This window comes from Photobacterium obscurum (genome assembly GCF_026191635.1).
Taxonomy (GTDB): Bacteria; Pseudomonadota; Gammaproteobacteria; order Enterobacterales; family Vibrionaceae; genus Photobacterium; species Photobacterium obscurum.
The window spans coordinates 432,312-447,017 of sequence record NZ_JAKRRW010000002.1 but is presented as its reverse complement, the minus strand read 5'-3'; the positions used below and the strand labels follow the sequence as shown (position 1 = coordinate 447,017).

Here is a 14,706-nt window from a genome sequence, read left to right as displayed (position 1 = left end):
AATGCAATATATTCGACACAAGACAATAAACCATCTTATCCATGGTTAAGTCTAAGAGGCCATGCAAACCCTGCATTTTGGCGTAAAGCACACCTTGCTTATGATGCATTTCAGGATGGATACTCAAGTCATTTCAAACTCAATGAATACTTTAAATCTAAATATGGCATAGCTGTTCCACAGTCATTCACTCGGTTTGTGCGTCAAGAGGGGGATCCAAGAGAAATCGAGAGTTGGAGAAAGTTTGCAGAACTCGAGGAGCAGTGTTCCTCAAGATAGCTGTTCCCAAGATTCAATTTTTAGCGCCCTCTTCTTCGGCTTAAAATGGAAATATGACAAGGAAAACCTATTGATGTGCCAACACCCCTCTTTTGGTGTTGGCATTCAGTTTCGACTGTTTTTTCTTTTTGTTGCGCGCCCGCAAAACCTCGAAGTCATCACATTATACCCTGTTTCATAACAGCGTCTTTTCGCACATATATAGCATTGATCACAGTTTGGCTGTGTATCTTTTCTATACTTATAAAGCATTAAAAAACATATGGTTTATAAGGGAAAATATGAAGTACAAGGCACAAGACTTAAACTATAATGGTGAAAACTGCGGTGTACACAACTGGATCACCGAGCAGGGAAAATCTTTTTACTGGCATCCTAACTGGCTTCATATTGCCGAAGATGAAACGGGCCTTCGTGGTAAACATGAGCTAAGTGAAACTGAAGGCGGTAAAGGAACAAAAGAACTTGCTGTGACAGCAATTCTTAAGCATTTGAACAACTGGATGGTTGATAGTTTCGAGAAGACCCCAGAATTTGAAGAAGCGGCAAAAGACGCTGAGAAGAAACTTAAATAATTAAACTCATAATGAGATTAAACCTGTATTAACTCATTAATACAGGTTTTTGTTTGCCAAATTTACAGAACAAACAAAAAAGCCGCTCAGTAATAACTAAGCAGCTTTTTTATATCGATATTATCTATTAAAGCTTATTCATTGCTAGAAGCGGCTTTCTCAGCAAGCTTCACAATCACTTTCACAGCCTGTTCCATACCTTCGACAGTAATGAACTCGTGAATACCGTGGAAGTTATAACCGCCAGTGAAGATATTCGGGCATGGTAGCCCCATGAATGACAAACGAGCGCCATCAGTACCACCGCGAATCGGCTTAATTAGAGGCTTCACATCACACTCAACCATAGCTTCTTTTGCCAGTTCAATGATGTGAGCGTGTGGCTCAACCATTTCACGCATATTACGGTAGCTATCAGTTATCTTCAGCTCAACACGACCCTTTTCCAGCTTGCTATTCAGCTCGTCTACTCTCTCCTGCATAAAGGTCTTACGACGCTCCAAACTTTCACCATCAAAGTCACGAAGGATGTAATGTAGTTCTGTCTTAGCTACACCACCTTCCATCGCAACAAGGTGATAGAAGCCTTCATAACCTTCTGTGCACTCGGGTGTTTCTTCGGCAGGCATGGAAAGCTGGAACTGAGCTGCGATATTCATCGCATTTACCATCTTGTTTTTCGCTGTACCTGGATGGACGTTTACGCCGTGGCAGATCACATCAGCAGAAGAAGCGTTGAAGTTCTCGTATTCCAGCTCACCAACTGGACCGCCATCAATAGTGTATGCCCATTTAGCACCGAATTTCTCAACATCAAACAGGTTAGCACCACGGCCAATTTCTTCATCAGGAGTAAAGCCAATACAGATATCACCGTGTTTAATTTCAGGATTTGCCTTTAGATAAGCAATCGCTGTGATGATCTCAGCAACACCGGCCTTGTTGTCTGCCCCCAACAGGGTTGTTCCGTCAGTAGTGATAATATTATGACCATGAAGCTTATTCAGATCTGGGTACTGGATCGGAGATAACACTTCGTCACCAACGCCTAATGCAATATCACCACCCTGATAGTTTTCAACGATTTGAGGTTTTACATCTTTACCAGAAGCATCTGGTGCCGTATCCATATGTGCAATAAAGCCAATCGCCGGCACATCATGATCAACATTTGATGGCAATCGCGCCATCAGGTAACCATTTTCATCAAGCTCAACATCACAAAGTTCAAGCTCAATAAGTTCATTCTTTAGTTGCTCTGCAAGCACACGCTGCCCTTCAGTACTCGGGCAGTGGGCAACTGATGAGTTAGATTGAGTCTCAAAGCTCACGTAACGCAGAAATCTCTCAATTAATTTATCCATGTCCCACTCTTTATTGTTTAGTTTCAGCAAGTTGTTTCAACTGTGAGGCAGAGTACAAATAAGGCTAGCCTCAGAAAATTCCTAACAAGTATCAAGGAGGCAACAGATAATTAATTTGCGATGAATCAGTTTTTAGTGAAATGAACTAAACAAAATTTGATAATTGCTACGTTTATTGCAAATAGTTCAATAGAGTAAAATGATCAGCTAACACAATGCATATGAAAGTCTAATGGATATTAAAGGTGGGACTGCTACCAAGCAAGCACAAAAAAACCGGCCTTTCTACAAGCCGGTTTTATCTATTGGAAAAAAGCTAGCCCTCTTTAGGGAGCCAAGGTGTTACCTTAACAGCGTTTTGTGGCAAGGTGATCTCCTCACCATCAGCCAGCTCTGCAAGCTTGAGGACAGCTTTGCTGTCTTTGATATCGATGGTATTGCCTGAAGCCAAACGTATTGACTCATTAACATCAGTCGCAAAGTGAATTACAACCCCGCCAACTTCCGGCATAAACCAATTTGAGAACATCCCCCCCAAATCAGACAACAAAGTATTCATCTGTGGGGTCAGTTTTGCTATTTCTGTCTGGCTAATATGTTGACCGTAATCTTTATTAGCGATGACTTGCATCGAAAGATCACAAGTAATACCGTCATCAATCACAAATGTTACATCTGGGTTGGCCTGACGAAGATTAGTATCAATAGGAACAAGTAATTCATTGTTATCAGGAATAACCAATTCTTCGTAATGCTTTTCTTTGCGCATCGATCCTTCGCGAATTGCGCAAACCTCACCGTTTTCCTGGTTTAACAGGAAAAAAGCGATTCGAACATCATCATGGCCTTCTTTAACATTTTGTTTTAGCTTGCCGTAAAGCGAGCTATAACGCATCTCTATATTTTGAGCAGAAGCGTCTTGGGCATAAACCGACGCTGTAGCAAACATGCCAGCTAAAAGCCAATGGGTTAACTTCATCCTTTATCCTTGGCGCCAATACTTATTGTTATGTCTGATCATGGACTGAATTTCATCAACATACGCATGACCACGTTCTGAATAGCGGCTTAGCCCTTCAGCCAGCTTAGTTCCTTCAATCACTGCCCCCATCTTGCGCTGAGCGGCACGAATCTCGCGGAGATCTGCATAAGCACGATTACGATTAACATTCATGAAGTACGCTTGAACAGACAAATACACAGAATCAAACACCGCGACCTCGTGGGTAGCTCCATCTGTTCGTGAAGCTGGTACTAAACCACAGCCTTTACGATAACACCATTGCCCAAAATAGTTATTACCTTCAACGGCAAAGCGTGATGTTCCCCAACCGGATTCATTCGCGGCCTGACTCAGTACAAGTTCTTCAGGTAATACATCCACACGATTCAATATCGATTCAAGCCACTCACTCGTGACGCTGTCACCTTTAAGTTCAGCTTGATACGTCTTGCCTAGCTTCGCTGCGTAGGCAAGTTCCTCACTACCGATGGTATTGCCTGCTTCAAACTTTGATTTTATGCCGAGTAAAAACTGACGTTCTTTCTCGATACGCTTATTCTCATGCTCAACCGCAGGGCGGAGAAAATCAAAGAAAGCGGCTTTCTTTTGGTTCACGTCTGTAAAAGCACGAAAGTCAGGCTTTGAAGATAAACTAACAGTGGCCTCTGTTCCCTTTTTCGATTCATCATTCAGGGGCGCTTCGCTACAAGCTGTCAAACCAGTTATCAGTGCTAGCAAGGCAAGTTTATTGTTCTTAAATATCACGCGTCAAAAACCTTAGAGTCACTATTATTGGAATTATTATTGTCATCGCTTCCTTTCTTCATGGTCGTAACCTGAAGTGTTATACCGAACAAGTTACGGTAGATAATTCCTTTTACGTTAAAGAAGAACGGAAGTGTCCAAATCAAGCCAATACCTGCCGTAGCGAACGAAATGAAGAACATGATCAATACAACAAGGTAGATAGCCGTCATCGGCATTAACTTTTTGAGTGTGGCAAGCAATGAATACTGGATCGCTTTCAGTGGCGTGGTTCGCTTCTCACAAACCAAAATAATCGCCATACTGAAGCCCATTGACAGGAATAAACCTACCAACGGAAAGAGCGCATTACCAATCCCCTGAAGAGACGATGTAATCAGCATAGTAATAATAGACACTATGGTGAACGAGAAACCTTTTACCAGGTGGTTTGGCTTTGTTGGCAACCCTACCGCATGATTTAGTGCCATCATGCTAACACCTACATACAATGGCGCACTGAGTACATCAGACCAAAAGTTAGCCATGTAACCTGCTTGAACAATATCTGCCGAGATTTCTTGTCCGGTAATGATTGCGTCGAAGAATAACGAAGCATCACCCAATTGAACCTGCAAACCAAGCATCAACAAGGCAACCTGCGCCAGAAAAAGGCCTATAATTGCAGGAAAAAACGAAAGAAAATTCTTGGCCGTTACCTTCCAGGCTTCCTGAAGTACTGTTACAGCCTGAAGCTCAGTGTCACCTTTAATGGCTTTATCAATCGAGCCACCGACATGGAAAGTTTTATTGTTCATTTTGTTATTCATCAACTAATCGCTAATCAGAGTGACGTGATTGTACGCCAGTTGGCCTATAGATAGAAATCGTAGTCAGGTTAATATGACTAATATTCCCCCCAAAGCCCAGTCATTAAACGACATTAACACCAATATCTCAATAAATCCCCTACTCTGTAGGTCCATCTCCTGATACGACATAGGCAATGGGAAGGCTGTTTTGTTCTATCGTTATTACCACGTAGATTGACGGTATATATGCGCTTTCACTTTGTTTTTATAGTTAAAAATGCTTATCAAATCAGCACTCGATTCATTTGATATGCACACAATAATAACGGTGCAAAAATATCGTTTAAAAACCATGAAAAAACGCTTTGATTTAGGAGGTTTGAGGTCTATTATGCGCCTCCTAAAATTAGCCTTATTGTTGGGTGGAAAAAATTACCCCCCAAGGTGGAGATAACGTAGATTTGAACGCTGCACAAACAACCAAAAAACCAGTGATTCAGCTAAGAGGGCTGAGCAAGAGTTTTGATGGAAAGCAAATCATCACTGGTCTTGATCTAAACGTTAATGATGGTGAGTTTCTAACCATTCTTGGTCCGTCTGGCTGTGGTAAAACCACTGTATTGCGTCTTATTGCCGGTTTTGAAAATGCTGACGCAGGCCAGGTTATCATCGCCGATAGCGATGTCACGCAGATCCCTGCCGAGAACCGCCACGTTAATACTGTCTTTCAAAGCTATGCACTTTTCCCGCATATGACGGTATTCGAGAATGTTGCTTTTGGTTTACGCATGCAAAAAGTTTCCGAGAGTGAAATTGAACCTCGCGTAATGGAAGCACTGCGTATGGTGCAGCTGGATAAGTTTGCCTCTCGCAAGCCTCATCAGCTATCTGGTGGTCAGCAGCAACGTGTTGCGATTGCCCGTGCAGTAGTAAACAAGCCGAAAGTATTATTACTGGACGAGTCACTATCTGCGCTGGACTACAAACTGCGCAAGCAGATGCAAATCGAGCTTAAGCAGCTTCAACGCAAATTGGGTATTACCTTTATTTTCGTGACTCATGATCAGGAAGAAGCCCTGTCGATGTCGGATCGCATCATCGTTATGCGTGACGGAAATATCGAACAGGATGGCTCGCCACGTGAGATCTATGAAGAACCAACAAATTTGTTTGTTGCCCGTTTCATTGGCGAAATTAATGTATTCGATGCCACGGTGAAAGAACGTCTTGATGATCACCGCATCTTGGCAGATGTCGAAGGTCGTAGTTCACTGGTTCACTGTAAATTGCCTGTAAGCACCGGTGATAAAGTGAAGGTGCTGCTGCGCCCTGAAGATATTCGCCTAGAAGAAATAAACAGTAATGATGAAGCAAATGGCATCATTGGTTATGTCCGAGACCGTACCTATAAAGGTATGACCCTCGACTCGGTCGTTGAACTGGAGTCAGGTACTTCAGTCATGGTTAGTGAGTTCTTCAACGAAGATGATCCTGATGTAGACCACTCACTTGATCAGAAAGTTGCTGTTACTTGGGTAGAAAGTTGGGAAGTGGTGCTGGCAGATGAACAAGAAGCTTAATCTTCAGAACATCATCATTACTGTGATTGTGGGTTGGTTACTGCTGTTTGTCTTTATACCTAACTTAATGATCATCGGAACTAGCTTTCTGACCCGTGATGATGCAAATCTGATCGAAATGACATTTACACTGGATAACTATATCCGGTTATTTGATCCGCTATATGCGAAAGTGATGTTGCACTCGTTCTATATGGCGCTGGTGGCAACTTTGCTTTGTCTGGTTATTGGCTATCCGTTCGCCTATGCGATTGCCAAGATGCCAGAAAAGTGGCGACCATTTATGTTGTTTCTGGTCATTGTACCGTTTTGGACTAACTCGCTGATCCGTACTTACGGCCTTAAAATCATGCTAGGTACCCGCGGCGTGTTTAATAACACCCTACTCTACCTGGACATCATTGATAAGCCACTGCGTATTATGTACACCGAGTATGCCGTTATGGTTGGCCTGGTTTATATTCTGTTGCCGTTTATGGTGCTACCACTGTATTCAGCTATCGAGAAGCTTGACCACACCTACATCGAGGCGGCTCGTGACTTAGGTGCCAACAAGTTCCAGACCTTTGTAAAAGTGATCTTTCCGCTAACGATGCCGGGTATTATCGCTGGTTGTTTACTGGTGCTACTTCCTGCTCTGGGGATGTTTTACGTGTCCGACCTTCTTGGTGGCGCGAAAAACCTTTTGATTGGTAACGTTATCAAGAGTCAGGTACTTAACGCCCGTGACTGGCCGTTTGGCTCGGCTACCAGTATCGCTCTGACCGTATCAATGGCGATTATGCTATACGCCTATTACCGGGCTGGAAAATTGCTCAACCGTAAAGTGGAACTCGAATAATGGGACGCGCTTTTAAATTCAGTCTGATGACTTTGGTGTACGCCTTCTTGTATACACCGATAATTATTTTGATCGTGAATTCATTTAATGCCAGCAAGTTTGGTATGAAATGGGGTGGCTTTACCACCAAGTGGTACGAGCAACTAATTAACAATGACAGCCTCATGCAAGCGGCGTGGCACTCGCTGAACATTGCGGTATTTTCTGCGACAGCGGCGGCAATTATCGGTAGTTTGACCGCGGTTGCCCTATTCCGTTATCAATTTCGCGGAAAGAGCTTTGTTAATGGCATGCTGTTTGTTGTGATGATGTCACCAGACATTGTTATGGCAATCTCATTGCTGGCACTGTTCATTCTGCTTGGTGCGGAGCTGGGCTTTCTGACGCTGCTGTTATCTCACATTACGTTCTGTCTGCCTTTCGTGGTTGTAACTGTATACAGCCGCTTAAAAGGTTTCGACGTGAAAATGCTAGAAGCCGCTCGTGATCTAGGCGCCAGTGAATGGGTGATCCTAAAGCAAATAATTTTGCCTTTGGCTAAACCCGCAGTAGCCGCGGGTTGGCTGCTGAGTTTCACGCTATCGCTTGACGACGTTATTGTGAGTTCATTCGTAACCGGCCCGAGTTATGAAATCCTTCCACTGAAAATCTACTCAATGGTTAAAGTGGGTATTTCACCGGAAGTGAATGCGCTGGCGACAATTATGCTAATCGTTTCTCTCGTCCTTGTAATTTGTTCACAATTATTGGCTAGAGAAAAAATAAAGTAAGCAATACTAAGTAATAACAGTTTCGCTTTGGCATTCGCCAAAAAACGAGCAAGTGGCCAATATGGCCACTTGTTTTTTATCAACACCCTGCTGGGGTTTTGGAGATGATAATCTAATGAAAAAATGGTCCGCTTTTCTGACCGGTACTGCATGTGCAGCAGCTATGTTTACAAATATTGCTAACGCAGCTGACAAGGAATTAGTCTTTATGAATTGGGGCCCTTATATCTCAACGGAGTTAAGGGAGCAATTTACTAAAGAGACTGGTATTAAAGTGATTTATTCGACTTACGAGTCGAACGAGACTATGTACGCAAAGTTAAAAGCACATCCAAAAGGTTATGACCTGGTTGTGCCATCAACTTACTTCGTTGCCAAAATGCGTGATGAAGGTATGTTACAGAAAATCGATAAATCAAAGCTAACTAATTTCCCAGAGCTTGATAAAAACTATCTGGACAAGCCTTTTGATCCAAACAACGACTATTCCATCCCCCACGTAATTGCGATGACGGGCCTAGCGGTTAATACCGACATGTACGATCCGGCGGATTTCGATAGCTGGGCTGACTTGTGGAATCCTGATCTGGAAGGACAGTTGATGTTGATGGACGATACCCGCGAAGTGTTCCATATCGCACTTCGTAAGCTGGGCTACTCCGGTAACACAACCGATCCTAAGCAGATCGATGAAGCATATGAAGAGCTTAAGAAACTCATGCCAAATGTATTGGTATTCAACTCCGATAACCCTGCTGCACCGTATTTTGCAGGTGAAGTTGGCCTGGGTATGTTGTGGAACGGCTCAGCCGCTGCCGCTCAAAAAGAAGGACTGCCAATTAAGCTGGTGTGGCCAAAAGAAGGCGGGATTTTTTGGGTGGACAGCTTAGCCATTGCGAAAAATGCTGAGAATGTCGACGCTGCCCATAAGATGATTGATTTCCTGCTACGCCCTGATGTTGCAGCTAAGATTTCTGAAGAAACTGGGTATCTCACTGCAGTAAAAGCATCAAATGCTAAATACAAAGACGACCCGACACTATTTCCACCTCAAGAAGACCTTGATCGTGGTGAATGGCAGGATGCAGTTGGTGAAATGAATATTCGCTATGAAAACTACTTTCTAGAGCTTAAAGCCGGTCAGTAATTATAGTAAGCATCTCTGTTAACGGCGGCCTAAAGGGCCGCCGTTTTTCTGATAAAAGTAGTATTAGCAATATTAGATGTGTACTCCTCAACTATTGTTTAACAGACTGCTCAGTAATTCCACATCCAAGGCAACTAAGTAATATTTGGTTGCCTTAATCACCACCCTATCTGCTATAATCTCCTTTTAATTCCCTTAGTTATAACCATATATAAAAGGAAAAGATGCCTTGCATAGGTAAGCTTTTTACTTTTTACATGTAGGAGAAGCGGTTAGTACCTAACTGACAGTATGCCTTTTATTGCTTAATAAAGGTCTACTTGATGTTTAGTACACTCGCTAGAGATAACTCTCGATACATCCTGATAGTTAGGAGCACAATAAAATGAAAAAATGGTCTTCTTTAGTGGCCGGTGGTGTTTGCGCAATGGCAATGTTCTCAAACGTTGCAACAGCCGCAGATAAAGAGCTTTATTTCTACAACTGGTCTGAATACATCCCGAGTGAAGTATTAGAGCAGTTCACCAAAGAAACAGGCATTAAAGTTATTTATTCAACGTATGAGTCGAATGAAACCATGTATGCCAAGCTAAAAACCCACGGCGAAGGCTATGATTTAGTCGTTCCTTCAACTTACTACGTATCAAAGATGCGTGATGAGGGAATGCTTAAAAAAATTGATCGCTCTAAACTAACGCATTTTGCAGATCTTGATCCTAATTTCCTTAATAAGCCTTTTGATCCTCAAAATGACTACTCTATCCCTTACATCTGGGGTGCAACCGGTATCGGTGTTAACACAGAGATGATGGACAAGTCAGAAATTAGCTCTTGGTCTGATTTCTGGGACCCTAAATGGGAAGGCCAGTTGATGATGATGGATGATGCTCGTGAGTTCTTCCATATTGCGCTGCGCAAACTAGGCTACTCAGCTAACACTAAGAATCCAGCTGAAATTAAAGCCGCTTATGAAGAGCTAAAGAAACTGATGCCGAATGTATTGGTGTTCAACTCAGACTACCCTGCAAACCCATACATGGCCGGTGAGACATCACTAGGTATGTTGTGGAATGGTTCTGCTTATATGGCACGCCAGGAAGGCGCTGCGATCGATATCGTATGGCCTAAAGAAGGTGCCATTTTCTGGATGGACAGCATTTCAATCCCTGCAGGCGCAAAAAACATCGATGAAGCACATCAGATGATCGACTTCCTGTTACGCCCAGAAAATGCAGCTAAAATTGCCCAGGAGATTGGTTACCCGACTCCAGTAGCAACCGCGAAAAAACTTCTTCCGGCTGAATTTGTGAATGACACAAACATCTACCCACCACAAGATGTGATGGACGCAGGCGAATGGCAGGACAGCGTGGGTTCTGCAAATACTATTTACGAAGAATACTACCAGAAGCTAAAAGCGGGTCAGTAATAGCACGCCGCGATAAACCTATCGCAAATCCCATAATCAAAAAGCCCAAGCTTGTTGCTTGGGCTTTTATTGTTCTCGATTATAGATATCATTGGCTTGCTATGGATGACAACCTAGTTGCCGATAAACAAACAATGAGATTATCACTCTTTTGCAACGTTGATTGTTACAAGGTCAGCGTATTGAACATGATCAGATCCAACGCCAATACTGCCCCGCCGAGTACCACCATCGCCAATACTTTTTCAATCGTCTTGTTAAGAAAAGTTACCCCTTGCTCTTTCCTTGAATATAAATAGAAAGGCAATCCACAGGCATACAACAGCAACGACAGAAGCAGGTAGTCCATCCCGCCCGCATAGATCAACCACAAACCGTAACCAGAGCCGATTGACATCATCAGTACCAAAGAAGCCGACCGCTGTTTGTTTTCCATAGCGACCTTCAGACCAAAGGCGGCACACAACAAATATGGGATCAACGCCATTGAAGAAGCCAGCTGGATCAAAATATTGTACCCGGCATCATTAAGGTAATTCACAATCAAGAACAATGTAATCAGGCTGTTGGTCAGCCACATCGCATTCTTAGGGATTTGGTTATCGTTAAGTTTGCCAAACACTGACGGAGCGGTGTTGTGTGTCCCTCTAGCAGCAAGAAAAAGCATCTCACTAGAGATCATGGTCCAGGCCAGTAACGCCCCACCGACAGAAACAATTAAGCCGATATTAATCAGCATGCCACCCCATGGACCAATCGCATATTCCAGAACTTGTGCCATTGACGGATTTTTCATTTCTGCAAGCTCGGCCTGAGGTACCACACCGAGTGAAAGCAGGGAAACGCAAATTAGCAGTGTGATGGTGATCAGAAAACCCAATATGGTTGCCCTGCTAACGACTTCCATATTTTTCGCCCTGGAAGCATACACGGTGGCACACTCAATACCTAAAAATACCCAAACAGTGTAGAGCATGGTGTTTTTTACCTGACTGGTTACCGAGCCAAGCTCAGGTGAGCCCCAAAAATCGATTGTGAACGTATCAATTTTAAACGCTAGGGCAACAAGTATGATGAACAGCAGGATAGGGATAATTTTGGCGACAGTAACAATGACGTTTAGTGTAGTTGCTGACTTTACGCCACGTAATACAAAGAAATGTAGCATCCACAACGTAATGATGCTGCAAACCATGGCTGGGAGTGTACTGCCATTGCCAAAGAAATCGAAAAGCTGGAATGAGCCCAGCGCGCTGTACATGACGACCAGGTAGCCGACGTTGCCAACCCAAACAGAAATCCAGTACCCCCATGCCGCATTAAATCCGAGGTAGTCACCAAATCCCTCCCGCACGTAACCGTAAACTCCGTCCTCTATGTCAGGCCGGTTAACTGATAACCATTGAAAAATTTTTGCCAGGGTGACCATACCGAAGAAAGTAATAACCCAGGCGATAATAATAGCGCCGGCCCCTGCCCCTTCAGCCATATTTTGCGGCAAACTGAAGATCCCACTACCGACAATCGCCCCCGTTACAAGGGCTGTCATTGGCAGCAAACCCAATTTCCGTACGCTCTTGTTTGCCATTTTCTTTTCTCCTGAAAAAAGGAGGACATCCCTGCCCTCCTTAATAGCTGATTAAAAACGTAGTGACATGCAGCTGACACCACCATCAACCTTGCGGTATTCCGAGGTATCGACAGTTTCCACTTTATATCCCAGTTCGCGAATTTTACTCTCTGTTGCTGGGTAGCCACTTGGCATGATGACCGTACCGTTCACCCAGATACAGTTGGCGGCATAGCTTTCATTCTCAGGGATCTCGATAATATTAAGGTGGGCGAACTCTGGTTTATTAATGAATTCACCGGCAGCAAGCAAATTACCGTTTTCAAGGTAAGCCAGCCCGGTTTTGAGGTGGAGCACCTTCTCAAGAGGCACGATATGGCCAGACATGCCGTATTTCTCGAGTATCGCGATCAGCTGAGTTGCACCTTCTTCATTGGTCCGGGCCGACTGGCCAATATAGAAGCAGTCCCCAACCATCATTACGTCACCGGCATCCAGGGTACCAGGAGCTTTGATGTGTTCAATTTTATCACCGTAGAAACGGCGCAGTGCAGGCTCAATCGAATCAATTTCCCCGCGACGAGTATTGGCACCAGGGCGGGTCACAATACCGCAATGTTTAGTGCAAAGCGCTGGGTCTTCAACAAAAACAGAGTCAGGATAATCCTCAAGTGGAGGAAGCAATAAAATTTCAACGTCGCACTTTCTTAAAGCATCTAAATACGCCAGATGCTGTTTCATAGCGAGCTCATAATCGGGTTTTCCATCATCAGCAGAAGAAATGCCATCAACCAGTGCTTTACATGGGGTACGCGCAATAATGTAGTTAAACATAGTCAGTCCTTTTTTATATTCGTCTTTAACGCTTGTATGCATTCCATAGCGAGAACCGTGCCATATTGATAAGTATATTAAAAAATCATTTAAATCAGCCTGTTAGTTAATTTATGAGGTTGTCATCAGCCGAAATACTATGCTGAAATATCATCACTGTCGATATTTCGGCAAAAAAGATAACTAATTAATTTATTAGATTTTTCTGTGAATTATTTCGCTAAATCGGTAGTAGTTACATGGTTTAATATGACGATAATTCATCAGTTGCGGGGATAGGACAGTGATGAAGAGACACCCAGCAGAGATACTCTCGTTTCTCAACCAGGTAATGACAGTATTTGACAGCATTGCCAGTTCATACATTATTATCGATGCATCTGAAACGGTTGTTGCCTATAACGAGGTTAGCGCTAAATTGGACGGTATCGCCGTTGGTAAAGTTCTTAACCGCAAGCTACTGGATGTATTTCCTTCCCTTTCCAGAAACTCAAGCTCGATGCTCAAGGTTCTACGTAACCGTATGCCTATCTGGAACAAGGCCCAAAGTTATCAGGCCCCCTCGGGTAAACTGATGACCATGACCTCATCGACCTTTCCCATTCTCGATGTTGATAACACGGTGATATTCGTGATTGAAGTTGTTCATGATATCAGTAACTTAAGGGAATTGACGGATCACGTGATCCATCTGACAGAAACCCTGAAAGAAAGTCAGGCACCGACAAAACAACCCCTGCAGATTGTCACCGAAAACAAACAGTTTAAACGGCTGCTCAAGGATGTAAGAACCTTCGCCCAGACCCAGCTTCCTGTGCTGATCGCCGGGGAAACCGGTACTGGGAAAGAGCTGGTTGCCCGCTATATTCATCTCAATAGCAGCCATAATAATGTGCCAATGGTAACAATCAACTGCGGAGCGATCCCGCCGACTTTAATCGAGAGTACCTTGTTTGGTACGGTCAAAGGCGCGTTTAGCGGTGCGGAAAACAAGAAGGGATTACTCGAGCTGGCTGATAGCGGTACCCTTTTCTTAGATGAAATCAACTCCATGCCGATTGAGGTGCAAAGTAAACTGCTGCGGGTTGTCCAGGATGGCGCCTTCCGCCCATTAGGCGGTAACCATGAAAAGACTGTATCTATTCGCTACATCGCCGCCATGAACGAGCAGCCTGAGGTGGCTATACAAAAGAAAGAGCTGCGTTCAGATTTATTCTACCGTCTTGGTGTCTGTATGGTCGTAATTCCCCCGTTGCAGCAGCGGCTGGATGATATCCCGCACCTGGTCGAGTGTTTTATCCGCAAGCATAATCCGCTACTCAATACAGCTATAACCGGCTATACCCCAGACTTTATCCAGTCGCTAGAAGCTCGTTCCTGGCCAGGTAACGTCCGGATGCTTGAAAACGTGGTGCTGCGCTGCATGCTAATGTGCTCGCAATTAAATGACGATGTGCTGAATGCATTACACTTGGGCTCAATACAAGAACCGTCGATTTCTATCGAGCCTGTACCTACTCATCAAGAGTGGATGCCAGCAGACTGCCGGGAGACAGAAGAATCGTTAGCCGAACATTTGGCTGGCTATGAAAAGAAATTACTGGTCAATGCCCTAACACGGTGTAAAGGCAATCATAGTGAAGTAGCTCGTCAGTTAAAAATCCCCCGCACCACGCTGCAGAGTAAATTGCGCAAATATGGCATTCGTACTTGAACTTATTTGTTGCTAACGTGGTTGATGTAATCGCCGTAGCTGAC

The 14,706-nt window shown here is 43.8% G+C and carries 13 protein-coding genes and 1 pseudogene; 8 read left to right on the top strand and 6 right to left on the bottom strand.

Annotation, left to right across the window (positions count from 1 at the left end):
- Together MD588_RS04185 and MD588_RS04180 are read left to right on the top strand one after the other, a co-directional pair.
- A pseudogene (locus MD588_RS04185) lies at window positions 1-279 on the top strand (hypothetical protein); the annotation flags it as partial.
- Between the two features lie 281 nt (window positions 280-560).
- The gene (locus tag MD588_RS04180; RefSeq protein WP_265695617.1) at window positions 561-854 is read left to right on the top strand and encodes a hypothetical protein; all 294 of its coding nucleotides are present in this window, start codon (window positions 561-563) and stop codon (window positions 852-854) included.
- Window positions 855-988: 134 nt separating this feature from the next.
- Here the strand turns inward: MD588_RS04180 and pepT are convergent, their stop codons facing one another.
- The 4 genes from pepT to MD588_RS04160 all read right to left on the bottom strand — a co-directional run bounded on the left by pepT (window position 989) and on the right by MD588_RS04160 (window position 4,783).
- Window positions 989-2,218, bottom strand: a complete 1,230-nt coding sequence (gene pepT / locus MD588_RS04175; protein WP_265695616.1) for a peptidase T — start codon at window positions 2,216-2,218, stop codon at window positions 989-991.
- A 316-nt stretch (window positions 2,219-2,534) separates the two neighbouring features.
- Window positions 2,535-3,197 (bottom strand): DUF2987 domain-containing protein, encoded by a 663-nt coding sequence (locus MD588_RS04170; RefSeq protein WP_265695615.1) that lies wholly within the window; start codon window positions 3,195-3,197, stop codon window positions 2,535-2,537.
- A gap of 3 nt (window positions 3,198-3,200) precedes the next feature.
- Window positions 3,201-3,986, bottom strand: a complete 786-nt coding sequence (locus MD588_RS04165; protein WP_407676535.1) for a glucosaminidase domain-containing protein — start codon at window positions 3,984-3,986, stop codon at window positions 3,201-3,203.
- A complete protein-coding gene (locus MD588_RS04160) occupies window positions 3,983-4,783 on the bottom strand; it encodes a hypothetical protein (protein ID WP_265695614.1) in 801 nt (266 codons plus the stop codon). The genes MD588_RS04165 and MD588_RS04160 overlap by 4 nt, the downstream gene beginning before the upstream one ends.
- 455 nt (window positions 4,784-5,238) lie before the next feature.
- Here MD588_RS04160 and potA point away from each other — a divergent pair, with 455 nt between their 5' ends.
- The 5 genes from potA to MD588_RS04135 all read left to right on the top strand — a co-directional run bounded on the left by potA (window position 5,239) and on the right by MD588_RS04135 (window position 10,544).
- Window positions 5,239-6,357 carry a spermidine/putrescine ABC transporter ATP-binding protein PotA gene (potA, locus tag MD588_RS04155; protein WP_265695613.1) on the top strand — a complete coding sequence of 373 codons (1,119 nt, stop codon included), beginning with the start codon at window positions 5,239-5,241 and terminating at the stop codon, window positions 6,355-6,357.
- Window positions 6,341-7,198 carry a spermidine/putrescine ABC transporter permease PotB gene (gene potB / locus MD588_RS04150; RefSeq protein WP_265695612.1) on the top strand — a complete coding sequence of 286 codons (858 nt, stop codon included), beginning with the start codon at window positions 6,341-6,343 and terminating at the stop codon, window positions 7,196-7,198. Before potA ends, potB begins: the two co-directional genes overlap by 17 nt.
- The gene (gene potC / locus MD588_RS04145; protein WP_265695611.1) at window positions 7,198-7,968 is read left to right on the top strand and encodes a spermidine/putrescine ABC transporter permease PotC; all 771 of its coding nucleotides are present in this window, start codon (window positions 7,198-7,200) and stop codon (window positions 7,966-7,968) included. Before potB ends, potC begins: the two co-directional genes overlap by 1 nt.
- Window positions 7,969-8,083: 115 nt before the next feature.
- The gene (locus MD588_RS04140; protein ID WP_265695610.1) at window positions 8,084-9,115 is read left to right on the top strand and encodes an extracellular solute-binding protein; all 1,032 of its coding nucleotides are present in this window, start codon (window positions 8,084-8,086) and stop codon (window positions 9,113-9,115) included.
- A 427-nt stretch (window positions 9,116-9,542) separates the two neighbouring features.
- The gene (locus MD588_RS04135) at window positions 9,543-10,544 is read left to right on the top strand and encodes an extracellular solute-binding protein (RefSeq protein ID WP_407676539.1); all 1,002 of its coding nucleotides are present in this window, start codon (window positions 9,543-9,545) and stop codon (window positions 10,542-10,544) included.
- A 166-nt stretch (window positions 10,545-10,710) separates the two neighbouring features.
- Here MD588_RS04135 and MD588_RS04130 read toward each other — a convergent pair whose 3' ends face one another.
- A complete protein-coding gene (locus MD588_RS04130; protein WP_265695608.1) occupies window positions 10,711-12,132 on the bottom strand; it encodes a basic amino acid/polyamine antiporter in 1,422 nt (473 codons plus the stop codon).
- Between the two features lie 51 nt (window positions 12,133-12,183).
- On the bottom strand, window positions 12,184-12,948 hold the full coding sequence (gene ddaH, locus MD588_RS04125) for a dimethylargininase (RefSeq protein ID WP_265695607.1): 765 nt from the start codon (window positions 12,946-12,948) through the stop codon (window positions 12,184-12,186).
- A 286-nt stretch (window positions 12,949-13,234) separates the two neighbouring features.
- Between ddaH and MD588_RS04120 the strand changes: the two genes are divergently transcribed.
- Complete coding sequence (locus tag MD588_RS04120) at window positions 13,235-14,662, top strand: sigma-54 interaction domain-containing protein (RefSeq protein WP_265695606.1); 1,428 nt, start codon at window positions 13,235-13,237, stop codon at window positions 14,660-14,662.
- Window positions 14,663-14,706 lie beyond the last annotated feature (44 nt).